General features: G+C 72.2%; 23 protein-coding genes and 1 riboswitch. Of the genes, 15 read left to right on the top strand and 8 right to left on the bottom strand.

Translation table 11 applies throughout. The features are described from left to right. The first annotated feature begins 44 nt into the window (after window positions 1-44). Window positions 45-175: riboswitch (cyclic di-AMP (ydaO/yuaA leader) on the top strand. Window positions 176-179: 4 nt separating this feature from the next. Beyond that, window positions 180-1,199 (top strand): hypothetical protein, encoded by a 1,020-nt coding sequence (locus AB0B68_RS30250; protein WP_357199993.1) that lies wholly within the window; start codon window positions 180-182, stop codon window positions 1,197-1,199. Window positions 1,200-1,255: 56 nt separating this feature from the next. On the opposite strand, the gene AB0B68_RS30255 is transcribed toward AB0B68_RS30250, so the two are convergent. Beyond that, on the bottom strand, window positions 1,256-1,975 hold the full coding sequence (locus AB0B68_RS30255) for a carbonic anhydrase (RefSeq protein ID WP_357199996.1): 720 nt from the start codon (window positions 1,973-1,975) through the stop codon (window positions 1,256-1,258). Between the two features lie 225 nt (window positions 1,976-2,200). Between AB0B68_RS30255 and AB0B68_RS30260 the strand changes: the two genes are divergently transcribed. Both AB0B68_RS30260 and mycP read left to right on the top strand, forming a co-directional pair. After that, window positions 2,201-2,536, top strand: coding sequence for a MarR family winged helix-turn-helix transcriptional regulator (locus AB0B68_RS30260; protein WP_357199998.1), 336 nt, complete (start codon window positions 2,201-2,203; stop codon window positions 2,534-2,536). A gap of 51 nt (window positions 2,537-2,587) precedes the next feature. After that, window positions 2,588-3,817, top strand: coding sequence for a type VII secretion-associated serine protease mycosin (mycP, locus tag AB0B68_RS30265; protein WP_357224409.1), 1,230 nt, complete (start codon window positions 2,588-2,590; stop codon window positions 3,815-3,817). 102 nt (window positions 3,818-3,919) lie between these two features. On the opposite strand, the gene AB0B68_RS30270 is transcribed toward mycP, so the two are convergent. The 3 genes from AB0B68_RS30270 to eccCa all read right to left on the bottom strand — a co-directional run bounded on the left by AB0B68_RS30270 (window position 3,920) and on the right by eccCa (window position 8,703). Further along, window positions 3,920-4,198 carry a WXG100 family type VII secretion target gene (locus AB0B68_RS30270; RefSeq protein ID WP_030329555.1) on the bottom strand — a complete coding sequence of 93 codons (279 nt, stop codon included), beginning with the start codon at window positions 4,196-4,198 and terminating at the stop codon, window positions 3,920-3,922. Between the two features lie 25 nt (window positions 4,199-4,223). Further along, window positions 4,224-4,532: a WXG100 family type VII secretion target gene (locus AB0B68_RS30275; RefSeq protein ID WP_139583998.1), complete on the bottom strand. Its 309-nt coding sequence runs from the start codon at window positions 4,530-4,532 to the stop codon at window positions 4,224-4,226. Window positions 4,533-4,737: 205 nt separating this feature from the next. Continuing rightward, window positions 4,738-8,703 carry a type VII secretion protein EccCa gene (eccCa, locus tag AB0B68_RS30280; RefSeq protein WP_357200008.1) on the bottom strand — a complete coding sequence of 1,322 codons (3,966 nt, stop codon included), beginning with the start codon at window positions 8,701-8,703 and terminating at the stop codon, window positions 4,738-4,740. A 166-nt stretch (window positions 8,704-8,869) separates the two neighbouring features. On the opposite strand from eccCa, the gene eccD reads away from it, so the two are divergent. Further along, window positions 8,870-10,267, top strand: a complete 1,398-nt coding sequence (eccD, locus tag AB0B68_RS30285) for a type VII secretion integral membrane protein EccD (RefSeq protein ID WP_357200011.1) — start codon at window positions 8,870-8,872, stop codon at window positions 10,265-10,267. Window positions 10,268-10,286: 19 nt separating this feature from the next. Here the strand turns inward: eccD and AB0B68_RS30290 are convergent, their stop codons facing one another. Continuing rightward, window positions 10,287-11,474: a type VII secretion protein EccE gene (locus AB0B68_RS30290; protein ID WP_357200014.1), complete on the bottom strand. Its 1,188-nt coding sequence runs from the start codon at window positions 11,472-11,474 to the stop codon at window positions 10,287-10,289. Window positions 11,475-11,637: 163 nt separating this feature from the next. Between AB0B68_RS30290 and eccB the strand changes: the two genes are divergently transcribed. From eccB to AB0B68_RS30330, 8 genes are all read left to right on the top strand, one after another. Further along, window positions 11,638-13,257 carry a type VII secretion protein EccB gene (gene eccB / locus AB0B68_RS30295; protein ID WP_357264286.1) on the top strand — a complete coding sequence of 540 codons (1,620 nt, stop codon included), beginning with the start codon at window positions 11,638-11,640 and terminating at the stop codon, window positions 13,255-13,257. Window positions 13,258-13,303: 46 nt separating this feature from the next. Next, on the top strand, window positions 13,304-13,714 hold the full coding sequence (locus AB0B68_RS30300; RefSeq protein WP_355004994.1) for a hypothetical protein: 411 nt from the start codon (window positions 13,304-13,306) through the stop codon (window positions 13,712-13,714). Further along, window positions 13,707-15,002: a WXG100 family type VII secretion target gene (locus tag AB0B68_RS30305; RefSeq protein ID WP_357264289.1), complete on the top strand. Its 1,296-nt coding sequence runs from the start codon at window positions 13,707-13,709 to the stop codon at window positions 15,000-15,002. Before AB0B68_RS30300 ends, AB0B68_RS30305 begins: the two co-directional genes overlap by 8 nt. 245 nt (window positions 15,003-15,247) lie before the next feature. After that, window positions 15,248-15,568, top strand: a complete 321-nt coding sequence (locus AB0B68_RS30310; RefSeq protein WP_357200024.1) for a hypothetical protein — start codon at window positions 15,248-15,250, stop codon at window positions 15,566-15,568. 158 nt (window positions 15,569-15,726) lie between these two features. After that, window positions 15,727-16,545, top strand: coding sequence for a hypothetical protein (locus tag AB0B68_RS30315; protein ID WP_357264292.1), 819 nt, complete (start codon window positions 15,727-15,729; stop codon window positions 16,543-16,545). 33 nt (window positions 16,546-16,578) lie between these two features. Next, window positions 16,579-16,920 (top strand): YkvA family protein, encoded by a 342-nt coding sequence (locus AB0B68_RS30320; RefSeq protein WP_357200030.1) that lies wholly within the window; start codon window positions 16,579-16,581, stop codon window positions 16,918-16,920. Between the two features lie 31 nt (window positions 16,921-16,951). After that, window positions 16,952-17,359 (top strand): TIGR03618 family F420-dependent PPOX class oxidoreductase, encoded by a 408-nt coding sequence (locus tag AB0B68_RS30325; protein WP_357264295.1) that lies wholly within the window; start codon window positions 16,952-16,954, stop codon window positions 17,357-17,359. Window positions 17,360-17,583: 224 nt separating this feature from the next. Further along, the gene (locus tag AB0B68_RS30330; RefSeq protein ID WP_357227586.1) at window positions 17,584-18,228 is read left to right on the top strand and encodes a C39 family peptidase; all 645 of its coding nucleotides are present in this window, start codon (window positions 17,584-17,586) and stop codon (window positions 18,226-18,228) included. 10 nt (window positions 18,229-18,238) lie between these two features. On the opposite strand, the gene AB0B68_RS30335 is transcribed toward AB0B68_RS30330, so the two are convergent. Continuing rightward, window positions 18,239-19,552: an FUSC family protein gene (locus tag AB0B68_RS30335; RefSeq protein WP_357200040.1), complete on the bottom strand. Its 1,314-nt coding sequence runs from the start codon at window positions 19,550-19,552 to the stop codon at window positions 18,239-18,241. Window positions 19,553-19,725: 173 nt separating this feature from the next. On the opposite strand from AB0B68_RS30335, the gene AB0B68_RS30340 reads away from it, so the two are divergent. Next, a complete protein-coding gene (locus AB0B68_RS30340) occupies window positions 19,726-20,325 on the top strand; it encodes a hemerythrin domain-containing protein (RefSeq protein WP_357264298.1) in 600 nt (199 codons plus the stop codon). A gap of 67 nt (window positions 20,326-20,392) precedes the next feature. Here AB0B68_RS30340 and AB0B68_RS30345 read toward each other — a convergent pair whose 3' ends face one another. Then, a complete protein-coding gene (locus AB0B68_RS30345) occupies window positions 20,393-20,575 on the bottom strand; it encodes an antitoxin (RefSeq protein WP_091395189.1) in 183 nt (60 codons plus the stop codon). Window positions 20,576-20,776: 201 nt separating this feature from the next. Between AB0B68_RS30345 and AB0B68_RS30350 the strand changes: the two genes are divergently transcribed. After that, the gene (locus AB0B68_RS30350; protein WP_357200046.1) at window positions 20,777-21,877 is read left to right on the top strand and encodes an AI-2E family transporter; all 1,101 of its coding nucleotides are present in this window, start codon (window positions 20,777-20,779) and stop codon (window positions 21,875-21,877) included. A 3-nt stretch (window positions 21,878-21,880) separates the two neighbouring features. On the opposite strand, the gene AB0B68_RS30355 is transcribed toward AB0B68_RS30350, so the two are convergent. Then, window positions 21,881-22,531 (bottom strand): alpha/beta fold hydrolase, encoded by a 651-nt coding sequence (locus AB0B68_RS30355; RefSeq protein WP_357200049.1) that lies wholly within the window; start codon window positions 22,529-22,531, stop codon window positions 21,881-21,883. A 191-nt stretch (window positions 22,532-22,722) separates the two neighbouring features. On the opposite strand from AB0B68_RS30355, the gene AB0B68_RS30360 reads away from it, so the two are divergent. Continuing rightward, window positions 22,723-22,917 carry a hypothetical protein gene (locus AB0B68_RS30360; RefSeq protein WP_355004984.1) on the top strand — a complete coding sequence of 65 codons (195 nt, stop codon included), beginning with the start codon at window positions 22,723-22,725 and terminating at the stop codon, window positions 22,915-22,917. Window positions 22,918-23,006 lie beyond the last annotated feature (89 nt).

Below are 23,006 nucleotides of genomic sequence, written 5' to 3' on the forward strand. Positions count from 1 at the left end.
GTAACCTCGCTGCCGGTTACCGATGAAGGCGCGAAGCGGCGCCTGCGGTGCCACCGCCCAATCGCCAACCGGCGAGCCGGGGACCCAGGTACCTGGGGTGAATCCGCATCAGCGGTAGGGGCCACTTCCGCCCCGAACCCGTCAGCTAACCCGGTCGGCGGTCGACGGAAGGGAACATTGTGACGGCACCCCTACGCCGCTGGTTGACACCCGTGGTGGCCGTGATCGCCGCACTGACCGTGTTCGCCGGGCCGTTCCCGGCGCACGCCGCCCCGACGAACCCCACACCGTCCGGGCACGAGGAGGACGGCGAGCCCAAGCTGCTCAACGACGTCATCGAGCAGGCCAACCGTGACTACTCCGCCGCGAAGTCCAAGCTGGACAAGTCCAAGAAGCGGCAGAGCGAGTTGGCGGCGGAGGTCAACCGGGCCAAGGCCGAACTGGACGCGTTGGCCCCGCAGGTCGGGCAGATCGCCGCCCAGGCGTACCGGACCGGCCGGATCGGCGCGGTCGCGATGCTGCTGGAGAGCGACGCGCCCGACTCGTTCGTCCAGCGCGCCGGGCTGCTCGACGAGATCAACATGGTCAACGAGAAGAAGCTCTCCGAGGTCAACGAGGTGAAGTCCCGCGCCGAGCAGGCCAAGCTGGCCCTCGACACCGAGGTGCGCGAGCAGCAGAAGCAGACCGCCCTGATGGCGAAGCGCAAGAGCGAGGCCGACAAGGCGCTCTCCCTCGTCGGCGGCAAGGGTTTCACCGGCGGCCTGGTGGATGCCACCTCCAAGGTCGCGAAGATCGGCCCGGGTCGCACTGCCGACGGGGACTGGAAGGCCCAGTCGTGCAGCGAGAACGACCCCACCACCTCCGGCTGCATCACGCCGCGCACGCTGCACGCGTACAAGGAGGTCAAGGCGGCCGGCTTCAACCGGTTCGTCGGCTGCTACCGCCCCGGCGGGCCGTGGGAGCACCCGAAGGGCCGCGCCTGCGACTGGTCGCTTCAGAAGAGCGGGTTCTCCCCGTGGCACAACAACGACACCAGGACGTACGGCAACAACGTCGCCGCGTTCCTCATCCGTAACGCCGACCGGCTCGGCATCTACTACGTGATCTGGAACCGGCAGATCTGGTTCCCGGCCACCGGCTGGAGTTCGTACAGCGGGCCGTCGAACCACACCGACCACGTTCACATGTCGCTGCTCTGACCCGCCCGATCTCCGTCGAGGGCCGTTCCGCGTGACGCGGAGCGGCCCTCGTCGCGTCAGACGGTGGCAGGCGCGGCCGGGTCGGTCGATTCGGCCGGGGTCGTGAAGCCGGCCGGCACGGCGGCCACCTGGCGTACCGCTCCGGCTGCCAGTCGGTAGGACACGCCCACCACCGCGCACCGCCCCCGCGCCACCTCGTCGGCCAGCACGGGCGACTGCCCGAGCAGCGTCTCGACGGTCTGTGCGATGTGGATGTCGACGATGCCGTCGATGTCGTCCACCCCCTCGGCCGCGGCCCGGCGCAGGCTGGGCAGCACGGCGTCGACCACGGCGCGCAGATGGCCACTCGGCGCGGTACCGGTCGCGGCGGACTCCCGGGCGGCCTGCACCGCACCGCAGGAGTCGTGACCGAGCACCACCACCAGCGGGGTGCCGAGCACTGTCACCGCGTACTCGACGCTGCCGAGCACCTCGGGGCCGGCGGTGTGCCCGGCGGTGCGAACCACGAACAGGTCGCCCAGGCCCCGGTCGAAGATGATCTCGGCAGCCAGTCGCGAGTCGGAGCAGCCGACGATCACCGCGAACGGGTGTTGCCCGTCGGCTACCGCGGCCCGGTGCCCGGCATCCTGGTTGGGGTGGCGTGGGGCGCCATCGACGAAACGCCGGTTGCCGGCGACCAGTTCGGCGTACGCCCGGGTCGGCTCACTGAGCGCGGTGGCCCCGTCGGTGGTCCGCTGCGGACCCGGCTGACCGCCGGAGCTCCCGGTATGACTCATCCCGCACCTCGTCTCGACGCATCTGACCTGGTCAAACCGGCTTTCCGCCGGGCGGGCGGCGGGCGCTGGCTCGTGCTCCACCGTCACACGCACCGTAAGATGCGTCAAGGTATGCGTGATTTAGATTTCATACGTTGACTCCGGCCACACCCTGGGCAACCTTCCCGTGGCGGGGCGGACCAGACTCTCGCGAGGGCAGAGGACATCCGAAAGGGCGGTCACACGATGGCGAGCACGGTGACAGGCGACACCGGCAGTGGGCGGAACTGGACGTTCCTCACCAATCACGGGCACGTCCTACTGGCGATCGCCCGCGACCCGACCGCCCGGCTGCGTGATGTCGCAGCCGAGGTCGGGGTGACCGAACGGGCCGCGCAGGCGATCGTCGCCGACCTGGAGGCGGACGGTTACCTGCACCGCACCCGGGTCGGACGACGCAACGAGTACACCCTCAACCCGGCCGGCCGGTTCCGGCACCCAGCCGAGGCCGACCGGCAGGTCGGCGACCTGCTCGCGCTGTTCGCCGACACGTCCACCGCGAAGGCGGAGCCCCGGGCCTGACCCCGGTCACCGGGGGCCGCTGACAAACGGTCACGGCGGTAACCTTTGTGGGTGCGCGAATGCCCGCCGTTGAGCGCGACCCCGTCCCGCCGTGCCCTTCGCGGCGTCCTCAGTGGAACGCTGGCGGTCCTGCTCGGCGCCGGCCTGGTGGCACCCTCCCCCGCGACCGCCGCGCCGCCCCTCTGCGGTCCCACCGGCACCGACAGCCTGACCCAGATGCCGTGGGCGCTCCGCCGGCTGGAGCCGTCCTCGGCGTGGCCGCTGTCCCGGGGAGCCGGGATCACGGTGGCCGTGATCGACTCCGGAGTCTCCGCCGCCCACCCGCTCCTCAAGGGGCAGGTGCTCGAGGGTCGCGACTTCAACGGCCTGCCGGCCCGCCAGGGCCAGTGCGACGAGGCCGGGCACGGCACGCTGATCGCGGGCATCATCGCTGGCCGGGAGGGCACCGTCGTCCCCTTCAGCGGCATCGCCCCGGCCGCCCGCATCCTGCCGATCCGGGTGCTGCCGCAACTCGGCGCGGTCAACAACCCGCAACTCCCCGCGCAGATCGCCGCGGCAATCGACTGGGCGGTCGAGCAGGGCGCCGACGTGATCAACCTGTCCCTGACCACGGTTCCCCGCCCCGAGCTGACAGCGGCCGTCGAACGCGCGCTGGCCAAAGGGGTGGTGCTGGTCGCCGCCGCGGGCAACCGGTCCGAAGATTCGCAGAACCTGCCGGGTTACCCGGCCGCCTACCCCGGGGTGATAGCGGTCGGCGGGGTGGACGAGCAGGGCGGCCACGTCGGCACCTCGATCAGCGGCGACTACGTCGACATCGCCGCACCCGGGATGAACATCGTCGGGCCGGCACCCGGAAACAGCGGCTACCGCACCGTGCCGGAGGGCGGCACCAGCTACGCCGCCGCGTACGTGTCGGGAGCGGCCGCGCTGGTCCGGGCCGCCTACCCCGGTCTCGACCCGCAGCAGGTAGCGGATCGGCTGAAGCGCACCGCGGACAACCCACCCGAGGGCCAGAACGCCGACATCGGGCACGGGATGGTCAACCCGTACCGGGCGGTGTCGAGCCTGCTCGGCACCCGGGCGAACCCGCCGGCCGGCGCGCTCCCGGCGCCCGCCGTGCGGGACGACCCGCTGAGCTGGCAGCGCCCCACAGCGATCTGGGCTGCGGTCATCGGCGGGCTACTCGCCGGGCTGCTGCTGCTCGCGCGACCGATCATGACCCTGGGCCGCCGACGCGACTGGCGCCCCGGCCGACGCAACGACGCACCAACCGCCGGCTGAGCTGGGCACCGCACCCCGACGCCGACGCCTACGCCCGCCAACGCCAGACACAAAGCGGCTCCGGGCCGGGCGAACCGGACCGGAGCCGCTCGTGCGAATGCCTCAGCTCCACACCTTGGAGTTGCTCATCTCCGTGGTGAGGTAGTTTTCGCGGGCGATGCCCACGGCACCGCCGATCTCGTTCAGGATCCGGTTGATGTCCCGGACCGCGGCGTCCCACTTCGCCTGGTGCTGCTCGTAGGCAACCCGGTCCTCGCCGTCCCAGTGCAGCTTGGTCAGCATCGACCGCAGCGTGTCGAGCTTTTCCTCGAGGGTCTTCGAGATGGCCTGCATCTGCTGGTTGCTGCTCTCGAGGACCGCATAGTCAACTTTGATCGTCACGATTTCCTCCTCTGCCGGCTACGGATCACGGGTTGAGAGCAGAGTGGAACTTGTCCAGCATCTGCTGCTGCTCTTCGTCGTTGACCTGGTGCGTCGTACCCGACTTGTCGAGCAGGTCAGCGATGCTGTCCATCGCCGTCAGCAGTTTGACGGTGTCCTCGTTCCAGCGCGTCATCAGCGACTGGAAGCCCGTGGACGCCTGACCCTTCCACGCCATGGCCAGGTCGTCGACCACGTTCCAGAGCTTCTTCAGCTCGCCGTCGACCTCGCTGCGCGTGGACCGCACGTCACTCGCGGCGGTATGCAGAGTCGCAGCTTCGACCTCGAACGCCATGCTTCACACCCTTCCGTCTGTTGTGGTGGCGGCTTCGCCGCACCCCTCCCCCGCGGCAAGGCAGCAACACCCCACCGACGGACACTCCAGTGAAGACCGTAGCGGAACGTGTCCAGCCCTCGCAGCCCTGACCGGCGACGTTCGATGGATGGTGGTGAATCGGACCGGAACGGCCCACCAGCCCCTACCGAACGAACGACAGCGCTCAGGCCGGCTCAGACCAGGCCGTCTGAATCAGCTGCTGGCCATCGCGACGGCGAACCAGGGTGCCCCGACCGGCCGGTTGCGGGCTCGGCCGCAACGTGCCGAAGACCGCGCCCTCCTCCCGGTTGCCGGACATCAGCAGGCCCGGTGAGTCCAACTCGCGCAGCCGTTGCAGCACCGGCTCGTACAGCGCCCTGGAGACACCACCGACGCGGCGCGTGACGATCAGGTGCAGACCAATGTCACGGGCCTGCGGCAACAACTCCTGGAGGGCGCTCAGTGGGTTACTGCCGCCCGATGCCACCAGGTCGTAGTCGTCCACCAGGATGTAGAGATCCGGACCCTTCCACCAGCTCCGATCACGCAGCTGGGCGGTGGTCACGTCCGGGCCGGGCAGCCGGTTGGACAGCGCGCTGCGGATCGACCCCAGCCCCTGGGCGAACGCCTGGTTCGACGGGGCGTAGTCGAGCAGGTGGTCACCCTCCACCGCCCCCAGCAGGCCACGCCGGTAGTCGGCGATCACCAGCCGGGCCTGCGCCGGGGTGTACCGCTCGGTGATCCCCCGGGCGATCAGGCGCAGCAGGTTGGTCTTGCCGCACTCGGCGTCGCCGAAGACCGTCAGGTGCGGCTCGTTGGTCAGGTCCAGGTAGACCGGCGCGAGTGCCGACTCGTTGACACCGATCGGGATACCGGGCGCCGAGCGGTCGATGATCCGGGCCAGCTCCGTCACCGGCAGCCGGCGCGGCAGCAACCGCACCTTCGGCGCCGGACGCCCCGGCCAGTTCGCCGCCACGTGCCCGGCCAGGGACAGCGAGGCCTCGCTCAGATCATCGATGTCGCGACGGCCGTCGATCCGTGAGATCGCGGTGAGGAAATGCAGCTTGTCCCGGGTCAGGCCACGACCGGGCGACTTCTCCGGCACGTTGTTCGCCGCCCGACGGTCGATCTCGGACTCCGACGCGTCACCGAGGCGCAGCTCCAACTTGGTGCCGAGCAGATCCCGCATGTTGATCCGGATCTCCGCCCACCGCACGGCGGTGAGCACCACGTGCACACCGAAGCCGAGGCCCCGGTTGGCCAACGTGGTGATGGTCTGCTCCAGCTCCTCGTACTCCTGACGCAGGGTGTTCCACCCGTCCACCACCAGGAACACGTCGCCGAACGGATCGTCGGCGAACTCACCGGCGGCACGACGACGACGGTAACTCGCCACCGAGTCGATGCCGTGCTGGGCGAAACGACCCTCCCGATCGTCCAGGACGGCGACCACCTCGGCCACCGTCCGGCGGACCGCCTCGACGTCGCGCCGACCCGCCACCCCGGCCACGTGCGGCAACCGCTCCATGCTGCGTAGCGCGCCCCCACCGAAGTCCAGGCAGAAGAACTGCACCTCCCGCGGCGTGTGCGTGAGCGCCAACGAGGCCAGCAGCGTCCGCAGCATCGTGCTCTTGCCACTCAGCGACCGACCGACGATGACCACGTTGCCGCCGGCCCCGGCCAGCTCGACCATCATCGGATCCCGACGCTGCTCGTAAGGGCGGTCCACAACGCCGACAGGCACTGTCAGTCGCCCGCGCCCGGGCCAGGAGGCGGTGCACAACCCGTAGGTCGGGTCCACCGCCAGCGGACCGAGCAGCTCGCCCAGACCCGGCGGGTCGGCCAACGGCGGCAACCACACCTGGTGCGCCGGGCGGCCCCGCCCCTTGAGCTGGTCGATCAGCACGTCGAGCATCGCCACTGCCTTGCCGTCGGCCGGCTGCTCCGCCTCCGGAGCGGTGGCCACCGGCACCTGCGGGACCTGCACCGGTACGAAGTCGAGACCGTAGGGCACGATCCGGCGCTGCACCAGCGCCTGCGAGGCGGAGGCCTGCTGCCCCGGCGCCCGGTACGCCCCCGACACGTACGCGGCCCGGAAGCGCAGCATGGTGCTGGTGTCGGTCTTCAGGTAGCCGTGGCCCGGCGCGTTCGGCAGCTCGTACGCGTCCGGGACGCCGAGCACGATCCGGCTCTCCACAGCGGAGAAGGTCCGCAGACCGATCCGGTACGACAGGTGCGTGTCGAGGCCCCGCAGCTTGCCCTCTTCGAGGCGCTGGCTGGCCAGGAGCAGGTGCACGCCGAGGGACCGACCCAGCCGGCCGATCATCACGAACAGGTCGATGAAGTCCGGTTTGGCGGCGAGCAGTTCACTGAACTCGTCACAGATGATCAACAAGCTGGGCATCGGCGCCAGCGGTTCACCGGCCGAGCGCGCCTTCTCGTACTCGAAGCGGGAGACGTAGTTGCCGGCCGCCCGCAGCAACTCCTGGCGGCGCACCATCTCACCGGCGAGCGCGTCGCGCATCCGGTCGACGAGCGGCAGCTCGTCGGCCAGGTTGGTGATCACCGCGCTGGTGTGCGGCAGCGCCTCCAGCGAGGCGAAGGTAGCGCCGCCCTTGAAGTCCACCAGGACGAAGTTCAGTTCCTCCGACGAGTGGGTCACCGCCAACGCGGCCACCACCGTACGCAGCAGCTCGCTCTTGCCGGAGCCGGTCGCACCGATCACCAGACCGTGCGGGCCCATGCCCTCGTGCGCCGACTCCTTGAAGTCGAGCTCGACCACGTTGCCGTCCGGGCCGACACCGAGCGGGATGCGCAGCCGGTCGCGGTGCCCACGCGGGCGCCAGGTGTTCTGCACGTCCACCGCGGCGGCGTCGCCGACGCCGAGCAGGTCCGGCAGCTCGGTGCTGCGGGCCAGCGGCTCGTCGCCGCCGGTCTGCTGCTGGGAGAGCCGGAAGGGGGCGATCTGTCGGGCCAACCCCTCGGCGGCCTCCGCGCTGAGTCGGTCGGGACGACCCAGCGTCGACGACGAAGTGCCCCGGACCAGGTCGAGTGAGCCTCCGTCGTTCACGTCGAGGCAGAGCAGCCAGCGGCCGGCGTCGCGCGGCACCGTCCCGGAGAGGTCGATCACGGTGGTCCCGAGCAGACCCGGACCGACCAGCTGGCAGGTCGGCGAGATCTCCCCGCCGTCGATCACCACGACCAGGTGCGGGGCGGTGGTCAGCGGCTTGGCCTCCGGCGCGAACCGGGGCCGCCCGGCCAGCTCGGCGGCGAGCGAGGCCTCGGCCTCGGCCAGGCTGGCGAACACCAGCCGGCGCGCGCCCGCGGCGTCCGTCCGACCGCTGTGGTGGGCGTGTGGCAGCCACTTCACCCAGTCCCAGGACGACTGCCGGTCGGGTGCGGCGACCACAGCGATCACCAGGTCGTCCGGTGCGTGGAAGGTGGTCAGCTGCCCCAGCGCCGCCCGGGTCAGGTCGAGCACCGGCTCGCGGTCGCCGCGCAGCACCACCCGACTGAACGCGCGCACCGACAGCGCCGTCGGCAGTTCGGGCACCGTGGAGTGTGCCCGGACGAACCGGCGGAGCGCGATGGCGCTCATCGGCTCCAGGTCCTCCACCGGCTTCGTCTCCGGTGGGACGATCTCCACGGCGAGCCGCTGCGGGCCGAGGGCGATCCGGGTCTCACCGAAGTCGTCCTCGGTGATCCGCCGCTCCCAGAGTCGCCGGGACGCGGCGATCGACCAGAGCGCGTCGGGCTCCGGGTGCCGCCAGGCCATCGCGGCCCGCTGCTGCTCGGCGGCACGCCGGGTGCGCTTGCGCATCTGCGCCAGGTAGCGCATGTAGTCACGGCGATCGGCGTTCAGCTCGGCCTTGTCCTTGCCGCCGCTGTTGGCCAACGAGCCGATCGCCATGCCGAGCATCGAGACACCGAACAGACCACCGGCGACGTAGGTCATCATGCCGCCGCCCTTGCCGGCGTAGAGGAACGCCATGGCGCCGACCCCGCAGAACATCGGCAGGATCATGAGCAGCTGCCCCATCCCGCGGGGTGTCGGCTCGGGCAGCTCAGGAGGCGACTCCAGCAGCACCTCGCCGCGCGGCAGGGCCGGCCCCGGCTGACGCGGGAGCCGGCGGAACACCACAGTGCTCACGGCTGTCTCCTCCCCAGAAGCGGCCCTGATGACGTGCGGCCCGCGGAACACCGCCCGCGGGTGGGCATCGTACGTGCCGTCATCGTAGGTAATCTGCCGTGTGCGCGGTGGACCCGGACCGCGGCATCCCAGCCAGCCGATCACAGACGCACACCTGGAGGCCACTGTGGCGACGAAGACGGCGACCGGCGGTCTCAGCCGGATCACCATCGTGGCCCCGCGTACCCGGATGGACCTGGCGCTGCCGTCGGACGTGCCGTTGGCCGACTTGCTCCCCACTCTGCTGCGCTACGCCGGTGAGGACATGGCCGACGAGGGTGCGCGGCACGGTGGCTGGGCACTGTCCCGGTTGGGCGGTGCGCCCCTCGACGGTGGTCGTACCGCGGCGCAGCTCAGCGTCCGGGACGGTGAGGTGCTCTACTTCAACCCCCGGTCCGACGCCGCGCCGGAGATCGTCTTCGACGACGTGGTGGACGCGGTCGCCACCGCGACCAACCAGCGCCCGGGCGCCTGGCAGGTCGGCGCGACCCGATCCTTCGCTGTGGTCTTCGCGGCGGCGGCGCTCGGTGCCGGCGCGCTCGCCGCCCTCTTCGCCGGTCCGCCGCACCTGCCTGGCGCGCTGGCCGCGCTGCTGGTCGCGGTGGCGCTGCTGGTGGGCGCGGCGGTGCTGTCCAGGGCCGCCGGTGACAGCGGCATCGGCGCGGTGCTGGCCCTGGTCGGCCTGGTGCACGCGGCCACCGGTGGCCTGCTGCTGCTGGCCGGTGATCGGGCACTGACCGACCTGGCCAGTCCGCATGTCCTGCTCGCGGCGACCGCCGCGGTGGTGGCCGGCGCGGTGGCGGTGCTGGCGGTCGGCGACCGGTACCCTCTCTTCTTCGCCGCGATCGGGGTCGCGGCCGCGACCGGCCTGGGCGCCGTGCTCTGCCTGGCCCTCGACCTCGACGCGGCGGCCTCCGCCTCGGTGGTCGCCGCTGTCGCGTTCGGCGTGGTGCCGGCGCTGCCGATGATGGCCTACCGGCTGGCCCGGCTGCCGGTGCCGTCGATTCCGACCGGTCCGGAGGACCTGAAGACCGACAGCGAGTCGGTGGACGGCCGGCAGGTGCTCCAGCAGAGCGAGCGCGCGGACGCGTTCCTGACCGGTCTGCTGTGGACTGTGTCGCTGCTGGTGCTGGGCGCGCAACTCGTGCTGGCCCTGGACGGGCGCCTGCCCGCGGTGCTGCTCTGCCTGGTGCTGGCCCTGCTGGCACTGCTGCGGGCCCGCCCCCTCCTGGGCCGGGCGCAGCGCACCCCGGTGCTGCTGGCCGGCACCGTGGGTCTGGGCCTGGCCGCCGCGACCACCTTCGCCGGTGGGTCGCTGCCGGTCCGGCTCGGCCTGATCCTGGGCGGTCTGGTGCTCGCCGCGGTGATCAGCCTGATCTACGGTCTGACCGTCGCCGGCAAGCGCATCTCGCCGGTCTGGGGCCGCCTGCTCGACATCGCCGAGATCCTGCTCATCATCTCGCTGGTGCCGCTCGCCTTCTGGGTCTGCGGCCTCTACGGCTGGATCGTCAACCTCCGCCCCTGACCGTGCGCCCCCGCACCGGTCAGCGCGACCGCAGATCGGTGGAGACGCCCAGCGCCGACGCGACCGGAGCGGTGGCGTAGACCCCCGGGCCGTGCTGACCGTCCATCGGCCGGGTGGACGCGCCCACCCGGCCGGCGACGTCGCGAACCACCTTGACCAGGGCCTCGACGTGGTTGTCCATCGCCGCGACCCGCAGCAGCGGTGCCGCCACCCGACCGTCCGACGAGACGGTCACGGCCACCGTGTGCGACGGTGCCGAGGTCGCGGTGATAGCGTCCACCAGCGGACCGAGCGGCGCGTCGAAGCGGCCCGGCAGGGCCATGCAGCGGTGCGTCCAGCCGCCGCCGCGCAACCCACGCCAACTCTCGGCCGGCGCCTCGGGCACCAGGTCGAGGCCGGCGGCCGAGACGATGGCCGCACGCAGCTCCTCCCGGCCCAGTGGGCGATGTGCCAGCCCCGCCGAGGTCAGCGCCTTGCCGAGCCGGCCGATGCCGGCAGCCACCGTCCGGTGTACGCCGGTCAACCCGCCGCCCCGGCTCACCGCCTCGACCCGGGCATCCCGGACGGTGAGCCGCACCGCCACCCAGACGGTCCGGTGAGCAGCCGGCGGCGCGCCGGGTGCCGGGTACCAGACCAACGTGTGCGCAACGACCTGGGCCCGGGAGACCGGGGCGCTGAAGTCCGCGAGCACCCGCAGCGCGCGGTCCACGGCGGCGGCGTCGACCGATCCGACCGCCGCACCGGTGGCGGACTGCAGGGCGACGGCGGCGAACCAGCCCTGGTCGTCGCGCCCGATGCCGAGCCGGGTGCCTCGGTCGGTCAGCTCGATGACGCTCAGCTCGGGAGCGAGCGCAGCCAACCTCGGATCGGTCGCCGTGCCACTGGCCAGGGCTGCCGACGCCCGCTCACCACGTCGCCGCAGACGCCGGCGCAGCAGCAGGTCCTCGAACCACCAACGGCCACCCCGACGGGCGAAGGCCGCCAGGACGACCAGCAGCGATGCGACACCCGCCGCGGCGAGCACCCAGCTGGGTCCGGCCGTGGCGGCCCAGACGCCAACCGCGCACAGCTCCAGTACGACGAGCTGCCCGACCAGTACGGGGCCGACCCGCCCACGGCCGGGCCGCTCGGCCGGGGGCGCCGACCGGGTCGGAACGTCGACAGGGTCCGTGACCGCTCGGACGGGTGGCGCCTGAACCTGCGTCATCGCTGACTGTCCCTCCTGCACGGTACGACTCTGCGCCGGGTCTTCTCCGGTGCCGGCCACGAGCGGTGGTCCCAAGGAACCACAGTCGGCCCCTTATCGTAGGGAAGCCCGCGACGGCACCCCGACCCTGATCGTCGCGGATCCACCCCGCCGGAGGTAAGTCATGCGGACCCGCCGCGATCAGGTGCAGGCGTACCGCTTCGTCACCCGCCGCATCGTCTCCGCCTTGCTGTCGGGCGATCCGGAGACCACCAACCTGCCGATGCGACGTCTCGGCATGGCCGTCTTCGGCAGTGTCCTCACCGCGGCCATCGTGCTGGGCGGGGTCGGGGCCTACGGCCAGTTGACCGGTGGCGCGGCACCGCTGGACGACCAGACCCTGGTCATCGAACGGGAAACCGGCGCGACGTACGTGTTCATCGAGGGCAAGTTGCACCCGACGCTCAACTACACCTCGGCACGGCTCATCGTCAACGATGCGAGTGCCCAGGTGCGGACGATGTCCCAGGCGTCGCTGCGGGACCGGCCCCGCGGCGTCACCGTCGGCATCGTCGGGGCGCCTGACGCCCTGCCGGACCGCAAGTCGCTGACCGGCCTGCCCTGGTCGGTCTGCGACGTGCCCGACCCGGTCGACCGGCAGCGTTCCAGCACCCGGCTGGTGATCGACCGGGCGCTGCCCGGCGGCACGCCGCTGGGTGACCGGGCGGTGCTGGTCTCGGTGAACGACCAGCGGTACCTGGTCACCAACAACACCCGACTCCAGCTGCTCGATCCGTCCCGCACGATCACGGCGCTGCGGATGGCCGGCACCGAGCGACTCCAGGTCGGACAGCAGCTGCTCAACGCCGTGCCGGCCGGGCCACCGCTGCGCCGGCCGTCACTGCCCGGCGAGGGTCAGCCCAGCAGCCGCACTGTGGCAGGGCAGACGTACGACGTCGGTTCGGTGTTCAAGGCCGCCGGGCGGCACTACGTGCTGACCCGGGACGCTCTCGTCTCGATCAGTGAGATCACCGCTCTGCTGCTCGTCAGCAACGGCGGTCGGATCACCGACATCACCCCGAACCAGGCCAGCGAGGCGTTCGAGGAGCGGCGGATCGAGGAGGAGGGGGTGCCGGCGACGATGCCCGCCCTCTACCCGGCCCAGCCCGGTCAGACCACGCTGTGCGCGACGTACCGCAAGGGCAGCGCGGGCGGCCCGCCGACGACCACCCTGGAGGTCTTCGACCGGGTGCCGACCGAGTTGACCGACAGCGATCCGGGCCTGGTGCCGGTGCGCCAGACCAGGCGCGACGCGGTACGCACCGCTGAGGCGGTGCTGCTGCCCGGCGGCAAGGGTGTCATCGCGCAGGCCTCGCCCGGTGCCGGGACCAGCGGTTCCGGTGCCGCCGGGTCGACGATCTACCTGATCAGCCCGCAGGGCATCCGGTATCCGCTCGCTTCGGCGGAGACCCTCGACGTGCTCGGTTACGGCGGGATCACCCCGCTGGCGGTGCCCGGCTCCCTGCTCGCACTGATCCCGACCGGGCCGACGCTGGACCGCGAGGACGCGTTCGCCGTCTTCGCTGCCGACGGACCGGCACCGACCGCACCGCCGTCGACCGCGCCGAGGTCGGGCTCGCCGTCAGCGGCACCGTCGTCGGGTACGCCGTCCGCCGCGCCGTCGTCGGGTACGCCGTCCGCCGCGCCACCGTCGGGGTCGACATCGTCGAGTCCCGCCAGTGGCACCCCGTCGAGCGGTGGGACCGGCGGAGGGTCCGCGGAATCGACCGACGCCGACGGCTGAGCAGCTTCGACGGGTCGCCCGGAGTCGCACTGGTGGACTAACCTGGATGCCGCTGACGGTTGTCAACCAGAACGACGGGGATGTTGCCATGGCCGGGCGTACGGAAGTCGACCTGTTGTCCCTTGAGGACTTCCACGAGCACCTGGCGTCGCGGTTGAGCCAGGCCGAGTCGGTGCTGCGCAAGCTCAACACCGAGATGCAGTGCCGTCCTCCGGCCCTGGGCTCGTTCTTCGACGCCACCGACAAGGCGCGTCGCTACAGCGAGGTCCACCAGTCCTATGTCGACCAGGCCGAACGGATCCGGCAGGCGGTGCTGGCGGCACAGCAGGCGACGAGCACGATCCTGAACAACTACCGCACCGCCGAGGCACGTAACGCGGCGAACGCCGACGATGTCACCGCCGCGCTGACCCCGGTCGACCGGGCGTTGCAGCCGAAGGAGGACGGGCGTGTCTGACTACACCCAGCGCTACCAGGGCAACAGTCACCAGCAGCTGTACGACGGCCTGATGGCGGGCAAGCCGGAGCAGATCGAGGGCGTGGCCACCCAGTGGGCCGAGCTCAAGGGCATACTCGACGGTCTCGGCCGGGAGCTGAGCGGCGACCTCGACAAGCTCGCCAACACCTGGACGGGTTCGGCGGGTCAGGAGTTCCACCGGCGACTCAGCTTCATCGTCGCCCACACTGACGCGCTGGGCGAAGGGATGGCCGGCATCAGGCAGGGGTTGACCATGATGGCCGACCATCTGCGCGACGCCCACAAGCAGGCTGAGAGCCCGGAGGAGACCGACGACAACGACAAGGCGATCGGCGGTGCGATCAAGGGTGGCGCGGTCTTCGGTCTGACCGGTCTGATCGTCGGAGGCATCGCGGGTCACCAGCAGGACAAGGCAGAGCAGGAGAAGGCCCACCAGCGGATGGTGAACCTGGTGGCCGGCCTGGCCAACAGTTACGAGATCTCCGCCTACGACCGGGTGGTCGAACCGCCCCCACCGGATCCGGACACGCCGACCACCGCCCGGAAGGACCCGACGACGCCACAGAGCGTCTCGGCGATCGCCCGGGTGAGCGGCGGCCCCCACACCGGCGCCGACACCGGCCGCAAGGGTGACGCGACCATCTCGACGCCCGACCATGTCGCCCAACTGCCGGGCGACGGTTCGACGCCGGGCGAGGTCGGCGCGGTCACCGGTGGCGGGGCTGCTGTCGTCACCGTTCCGACCGGCGCTGGCAGCGACCTCGCTGGCGGCGGCACGTCCCTCGCCGGAGCCGACCCGCTTCTCGGCGGCGCGCTGCTCGGCGGGGGTGCCGCCGGGCTGGTCGGGCTGTCCGGGCCGGCCGGCGCGCCCACCGCGGCGAGCACCGGTCCCGGCCTGCTCTACGGGGCGCAGGGCGGGGCACCGGCCGGCGGGGTGTTGCGCAGCGGCGCGCTCGCCGGCTCGGGCAGCGCGGCCCCCACCTCGGCTCGACCGACCGGCGGTGGCGCGGCCCCGGCGGAGACCCGCGCCGCCAACGGGGTCGGGCGCAGCATCGACGGCCAGCGTGGCGGGAGCGGCGGCCGTCCGGCCATGACCGGTGGCAACGCCCGGCCGGGGTCCGGCGGCGGTCGTCCCGGTGTGCTCGGCGGGCAGGGGCGTGCGCAGGACGACGACTCCGACGAGCGGCTGACCTGGCTGACCGAGGACGAGATGGTGTGGCAGGGCGACGACAAAGCCGCGCCCCCGGTGCTCGGCACCGGCGACTGACCACGGACCACCGCCGGCCGGCACGCACCACCGGCGGTGCGCCCCCGACGATTGACGATGCCCCCGATCGGACCCGATCCGGTCGGGGGCGTTGCCGTTTCCGGGCCCTGATCGGCGGTGTCCACAGTGCGCATGGTGGTGGCGGTCACGCCCGCGCCGCCCATCGCCGTGCTGCGGTTGGCCGGAACGGGCGATAGGTTGGTCAGGTGTCGTCAGCAGCGTCCGTCCGCCCAGCCAGGTGGGCTGTGCTGCGGTCACTGCGGGAACTGACCCGCCTGGCGGTCACCGCGCTCGTCCTCGCGGTCGGCCTCGGTGCCGCTCTCGCCGCGACCCCACCGCCCACCCCCACGCCGCTGCGGCCCAGCGCCGTGAGCAGCCGGGTGGCGAGTGTCAGCCCCGACGCCGGCCCGGCCGACGAGCGAGCCGGCCAGCCCGCTGAAGCCCCGCCGGCTGGCACGCTCGACACCGCCACGGCGACCGCTCCGGTCGCGGCGGGCCCGGTGCACGTCCCGGCCGCCGATCCCGGCCGTGGCTCTCCCGCACGACGCGGCCCACCCACCCGCTGAGCCAGGCCCGGCGATCCCCGGGGCCCGATCCCGGCTGATCCTCCCGCACGGCACCTGAGTTCGCCGTCCACGGGATCATCCCGCCACCGGGCCGACCGGTGCTGCCGCGCCTTCCTGCCGCCCGTCGATACCCGCCTTCGACCGCGAGGTGCTGTTACATGCAAACCATCCTCTCCGCCGTCCTGCCCGACCTCTCCCGGGCCGCCGTCATCTGGCTGAGCCTGCTCGGGGTGGTAGCCGTCGCTGTCTCCGCTCTCCTGCTGCGACCCGGCCGGCTCCGCTTCGACCCGGGTTCCCGGATCCGGCGCGCCGCAATGCCGAGCCAACTTGAGCAGGCCCAGGAGGAGCGGGAGCAGAGCCGTTACGCGCAGGAGGTCGCGGTGGCCGCCGAGCGGGCGACCACCACCGTGCAGCGCCGCCGGACGGAGTGGGTTGCCGCGCAGGAGGCGGTCGAGGCGGCCTGGCTGGCGTACGAGGCGGCCGAGGCTGGCGTACGGCGGTTGGACGCGGCGGCCGCCATGCCGCTGCCGCACACCGCACGGACCCCCGCCGAGTACGCGGACCGCGAGCGCTACCTGCACCGGGCGGCGCTGGATGCGTACTGGCGGCGGGACCTGTCGGTGGAGCAGCTCAGCGACGTCTTCGCGCACCGCGACGGCTGGGACCCGCGACTGCACCCGGTCGAGCAGGAGCTGGTGCTCCAGCGGGCGATCCGGGACAACCTGGCGGCCCGGCACGCCGCAGCCCGCGAGCGGGAGCAGAGCGCGTGGCGGGCGGCGGAGCTGGCGGTTGCCGCGGCTCGCAGTCTGCGCGAGGAGGCGCACGCCGCGAGCGGGCGACGGGTCGCCGAGTCCGCGTCGGTGCTGCCGCTGAGCGAGGTTGCCCGGCCGGTGGGCGCGCAGCCTCGGGAGAACGTCGAGCAGACCCGGGAGAACAAGGTGACCGCTCGCGGCCGTGCGACGGTGCCCGCGTTCTGAGCCGCGCGGGCTCGGGTGGGTTAGCGTGACGGCATGTCCCGACAGGCGTGGGTCCTCGTGGTGATCGCCAGCATCCTGGCGCTCGCCACACTGGTCGGTGCCGTGGTGCTGGCGGTGCGGGTGGTGCGTACCCGGCGGATGCTGACCGGGCTGGGCGCGGGCGGCAAGGTCGCCTTCTACGGGGCGCTGATCTACACGGTCTTCCCGGTCGACGTGCTGCCGGACCCGATCTACCTGGATGACATGGGGGTCCTGGCCGCCGCGCTGATCTACCTGACCCGGCTGGTGCACCAACGTCGGGCGGCAGGCCGCCAGCTGCCCGGTCAGCCGGACGCCCCGCCGGATCGAGGCCAGGTGCGCCGCCGCGTGCCATGATCGGGCTCGGTTCGGCGGACAGGGGACGGGCATGGCGGGCGATCATCGGTGGGACGTGCACGATGAGCGGGTTGTCGCCTTCTGCGCCGAACGACACCTGGCGACGCTGACCACCCTGCGGGCGGACGGTACCCCGCACGTCGTACCGGTCGGGGTGACGCTTGACCCGGCGGCCGGCCTGGCCCGGGTCATCACCTCCGGCGCCTCCCGCAAAGCCCGTCAGGTGGCGGCTGCCGGCGCGGCGGGCGCGGCGGTGGCCGTGTGCCACGTGGATGGCCGCCGCTGGTTGACCATCGAGGGCCGCGCGGTGCTGCGGTCGGATCCTGCCGCGGTGGCGGAGGCGGAGCGGCGGTACGCCGAGCGGTATCGGACACCACGCCCGAATCCGGAGCGGGTGGTCATCGAGATCACCGTGACCAGGTTGTTGGGCAGCCTCTGAGCTGACCGTCTGTCCCCGATGACCGGTTCGGGTCGGGCAGGGACGTCGTGCGGGTCCCGGTGCCCTCAGCCGGCGGAATTCTCCGTGGAGCAGAGCCGTTACGCCCTCGGTACGCCCAGGGCCGAGACCACAGCTGGTCGGCCCCCGTGTTGCGCCGAGCGCCATTCCCGGTGCTGCCGCCCTCCGCTTGTCGGAGCCGACAACCCCCGAACGGAGACTCGACCATGAACCCGATCGTCCAGAAGAGCGGCCTGTCCGTCGTCGGCCTGCTCGTCGCCGGCGGCTGCGCCCTCGGCCCGGCGGTGGCCGCGCAGGCCGCGCCGGCACCCGCCGCTCCGGCTTCGTCGAGCCAGACCGACAGGCACGCCGAGCGGGTCCTTGGCGTCGACTACCAGGCCCAGCCGAACTTCTACTACTGCGGCCCGGCCGCGACCAGGATCGCGTTGTCCGCCCAGGGCAAGGCGCTCTCGCAGGACGAGGTGGCCCGGCTGCTCGGCACCACCGAGGCGGGCACCCCCTCGGCCCTGGACACCACCCGGGTGCTCAACGAACTGACCGGCGGCAAGTACCGGACCACCGAGATCCGTGATTCGGTGGCCCGCCCCGACCAGGTCGAGCAGTTGCGCCGTGACGTGCTGGCCGCGGTGGACGCCGGCCGCCCGGTGGTGGCCAACATCAAGGGCACGACAGTGGACACCGACGGCAACCCGCACTCGTACGAGGGTGGCCACTACCTGACCCTCGTCGGCTACCGCGACGGTGGTGACACGATCCGGGTCGCCGACCCGGCCGACCCGGCGTTGGGCGAGTACTGGATGAGCCTGCCGAAGGTCGCCAACTGGATCGCCGAACGCGGCTACTCCTCCTGATCCAGACGCTTCACCGGGCCGGCCTCTCCCGTGCGGGGAGGCCGGCCCGTCCGTTGTCACGGCGGTTGGCGAGGTGCGCGCGTCGGCGGGCTCGGGCGGCTCGCGTCGGTGGGGCCCGGTGCAGTTGTCGGCGGAGTGGCGGGTGGATCTCGGCCTCGCCGGCTCCGGCCGCCCGGCGCACGATCCGGTTGGCGTCCTCGGGTTCGGAACCCGCTGCCCGGAGCAGGTCGCTGGCCGCGGTACGCAGCCCGGTGACGAGGGATTCGCCGAACGACTTGACCCCGGTCGCCGATGCCCGCCCGGCCAACTCGGCGCACTGCTCGACCAGTCGACGGGTGCGCTGGGTGTCGTCGCCGACCTTGCACTCCGCACGCATCTCCGCCACCGCCTGACCCAGTCGGCCCATCGCGTCCGGCAGCTCCGGTGGGATCGGCTCGTCGTACTGCAAGGCAGTGGTCGACCAGCGGGCCATGGCGCGAGTGTCCAGCAGTAACCGCTCCAGGTGGCCCGCGCTGCGGGCGTAACGGTGGTACTGCTGCCGGCGGTGCCAGCGCACCGGGGCGATCGTCACCACTTCCTCGGCGCCGCTGAGCGCATCGTGCAACCGGCCCAGGTCGTCCTCGGTGCTGCGGAGCCGGTCGAGAACGCCCATGGTCCGGGCGACGTCGCGCTCGCGCATCGCCTGCGCCAGCTCGTCGAGTTGCTCGCAGAGGATCGCGAAGATCGGTGCCGCGGCCCGGTCCAGCACCCGCATCGGGTTGATCGGCAACAACAGCGCGACCACCACCAGGCCGACCGCCCCACCGACGAGCGCGTCGAAGATGCGGGGCACCTCCAGGCCGCGTTGCATCGGGGCCAGCGTGGCGATCAGCACGGCGGTACCGCCGGCCTGGCCGACGAGCGGACCGCCCTTACCGGCCACCAGCAACGCGCTGGCGATAGCCAACGCGACCACCACGCCGGTCTGCCACGGTCCCGAGCCGAGCAGGAATCGCAGCGTGTCGCCGATGATGATGCCCAGGGCCACGCCGCCCAACAGTTCGAAGGTCCGGCGGGCCCGCTGCCCGATGGCGGTGGCGATCGTACCGACGGCGGCGGCGGGTGCGAAGACGTGCGATCCCTGGCCGAGCAGATTCTTGGCGAGCAGGGCGGCGATGGCCGCGGCCAGCCCGGCCTGGATGGAGATCACCAGAGTGACCTCCCACTGCCGGGCCCGGATCCGGCCGGCCTGCCCGCCACGGTGCCGCACCCGCCGGACCGTCCGCTCGGCGGTCTCATCGAACCGCGACTGATCGCGGTCGGCGGGTGGGCGTTCGTCGGCCATGGCGGCGGTTACCCCGGCGGCGGCACGGCAATCGTGACGGCCGGGCACCACCCGCCACCGCAGGTACCAGAGACACCGTCGTACGCATCGTCAACCGTGGGTTTGTGCAGCCCCGTGGGGGTACCAGAGCCACACACCTCCCACCGATCCGCAACCGGTAAGGGGCCGTGACAATGACCAATCCGCCGAACACCGACGACCACGACGCCGTCGACATCCTGATCTCCGATCATCGTGCGATCGAGGCGGTCCTCGTCGAGTTGGCGACCCGGCAGGGCACTGCCGAGCACCGCCGACACCTCGCCGACGTGGTGATCGCCGAACTCGTCCGCCACTCGGTGGCCGAGGAGGCGTACGTGTATCCGATCGCCCGAGAGGTGCTGCCCGACGGCAACGAGATCGCCGATCGGGAGATCGCGGAGCACGCCGACGCCGAGCGGACCATGAAGGAGCTGGAGTCGGCCGACCCGTCCGACCCCCGCTTCGACGAACTGCTCGCCCACCTGACCAGCACCGTCCGACACCACGTGGCGGAAGAGGAGAAGGAGCTCTTTCCGCGGCTGCGCGCGGCGACGGCCCGGGAGGAGCTGGTCGAGATCGCCGCCCGGGTGACGGTGATCAAGGAGATCGGGCCGACCCGGCCGCACCCGGGGAGCCCTGAGCACCCACCGGCGAAGAAGCTGCTCGCCCCCGGCATCGGCCTGGTCGACCGGTTGCGTGACGCGTTGAGCGGCCGGCCGACCACGATGGACGAGCTACGCGACAAGCGCTGACCCGTATCGTCCGGACCCGGCACTCCCGGGTCGCCGAGGCTCGGCGGCCCGGGAGAAGCGCGGCGGGTCAGCGGACCTGATCGCCCTCGCCGGTGCGCGCCTGGGCCTGGTCGACGCCCTTGTCGATCTGATCGCCGTACTTGCCGCCGGTGCGCTTGTCGGCCATGTCGCCGGCCTTCTCCGCACCCTGGTCGACCTGCTTGTCATGCTTGTCCGCGAAGTCCTTGGCCTTGTCCATGAAGTCACCCATGGCGTTCCTCCTCAGTCTGGTCCGTCCCCTTCGCGTTCCCTCGGCCGGACCACCCAAACGCCGCCGCTCCGGACGTGATTGGCGAACACCCACCGGCGTCACTCCGGCCGACGTACGATCCGCGCGGGCAACGGCCAGCGATTCGGGTGTCGGGGCACGACCGACCGGGTACCGACCTCGTCGACATCGAGGAGGACCGACATGGCCGCAGAGGTACCCGGACCGACAGGCGGCCCCGGGCCGCGCCAGACCTGGGCGGCGCTGCCGTGGCTGGTCCGGACCGCTGTGTTGTGGAGTGCCTGCCTGGTGGTGATCGCCGCGGGGCTCTACCTGCTCGGCCGGATCGCCGTCCTGTTGGCGCCCCTGGCCATCGCGCTGGCCGCCACCATCTTCCTCACCGCGCTGCTGGATCCGGTCCTGCTGCTGCTGCGCCGGTTGCGCCTGCCGGCGGCGCTGGCCGCGCTCTGCACCGTACTGCTGCTGCTCGGCATCCTGGTCGGCGTCGGCGCCCTGGTGTGGAACCTGACCGCCAGCCAGTTCGATCAGCTCAGCCAGGAGTTGACGCAGGGGGTCGAACGCAGCCGGGACTTCGTGACGTCCACCCTGCCGGTCAGCGAGGCACAGCTGGACCGGCTGGTCGACCAGGCCCGGGAAGGGCTCAGCGGCAGCTCACCCGACCCGGTGGCCGGCGCCCGGACCGCCACCGAGGTGTTCGGCTCCGCGCTGCTGGCTCTGGTGCTGCTCTTCTTCCTGCTCAAGGACGGCCGGTCCATGTGGCACTGGGTGCTGTCCCGGGCGTCCGGCCCGAACCAACCAGTGCTGGCCGAGGCCGGCCGCAACGGTTGGCAGACGTTGGGCGCGTACAGCCGGGGCACGATGTTCATCGCCGCGATCGACGCGCTGGGCATCGGGCTGGCTCTCGTGGTGCTGCGGGTGCCACTCGCCCTGCCGCTGGCGTTGATCACGTTCCTCGGCGGTTTCGTGCCGATCATCGGGGCGACGGTGGCCGGCGCGGTGGCGGTGCTGGTGGCGCTGGCAGCCAACGGGCCGACCACAGCGCTGCTCACCCTCGCGGCGGTGATCGCCGTGCAGCAGATCGAGGGCAACCTGCTGGAGCCGCTGGTCATGAAGCGGCAGGTCCGACTGCATCCGGCGGTGATCCTGGTGGCGGTCACCGCTGGCACGCTGATCGCGGGCATCGCTGGCGCCTTCGTCAGCGTCCCGATCACCGCCGTCCTCTGGCGCGTCATCGACACCGTCCAACAGCGCCGCTCGACCTCGGCTCTGCTGCCCTCGGAGTGATCATCACCGACCGAGGTGCGTGGTGAACCAGGTGCCAGCCTGATCGGCGACCTGCTCAAGGGTGCCGGGCTCCTCGAAGAGATGGGTGGCGCCGGGGATGACCCGCAACTCGCCGATCTCCCCCAACTCGGCCAGCGCCCGCTCGTTGAGCGTGATCACCTCTTCGTCGAGCCCGCCGACCAGGAGCAACGTCGGGGTACGCACCTGGGCCAGCGCGTTCCCGGCCAGGTCCGGCCGACCACCCCGGCTGACCACTGCGGCCACCCGATCGGCGCGGGACGACGCCGCGACCAGGGCAGCGGCAGCACCCGTGCTGGCCCCGAACAGGCCAATCGGCGCATCGCCGGCAGGACGCTCGACGGCCAGCCAGTCGACGATCCCGGCCAGCCGGCTGGCCAGCAGCCCGATGTCGAAGCGCAGTTCGGCTGTTCGCGCGTCCACCTCGTCCTCGGCCGGGGTGAGCAGGTCCGCCAGCACCGTCCCGAGCCCACTGTCGTTCAGCGTCCGGGCCACCGCCACGTTGCGCGGGCTGTGCCGGGAACTGCCGCTGCCATGCGCGAACAGCACCACGCCGACCGGCTGGGCGGGCAGCGTCAGGTCGGCGGGGAGTTGAGCGTCCCCGACCGGAATGGTCACGCTGCGCTGCTCGTCCATGCCCCACCTCCGCGTGCTCGCCGGTGTCCCGGGTACCCCGCCCGCCGCCGGGCACGCACGCCGCGACGGCGTTCACCCGGGGCCGTGCGCCCGCCGCCGGGCCGCGTTTGTCGACTGGGGCCCCGGGTACGCGACGAGCGACCGCAGACCGTGTCGGCGCAGCCGCGCCCCGACGGATCGCGAGGATCGCCATGGCCAAGCAGCAGATTTCCCGGCAGCAGCAGCTGACCGAGCGAGCCCAGCGTGAACAGGACGCCGAGCGCAACCAGGACGTCGGGGACCAGGATTTCGGCGACCAGGCCGCTTCGGCCCGGCTCCCCGACGACCCGAAGGCGGCGGCGCCCCGGGACGCGATCGGGCGTCCGTCGACCGGCGAGCCGGTCTGATCCACCTAAGCCGGCGAGCCGGTTCGATCAAACTGGGCCGGCGAGCCGGTCAACAGCGCGGGCGGGCGGGGCGGGAGGACTCCCGCCCC

The organism is Micromonospora sp. NPDC049049 (assembly GCF_040649115.1).
Lineage (GTDB): Bacteria > Actinomycetota > Actinomycetes > Mycobacteriales > Micromonosporaceae > Micromonospora.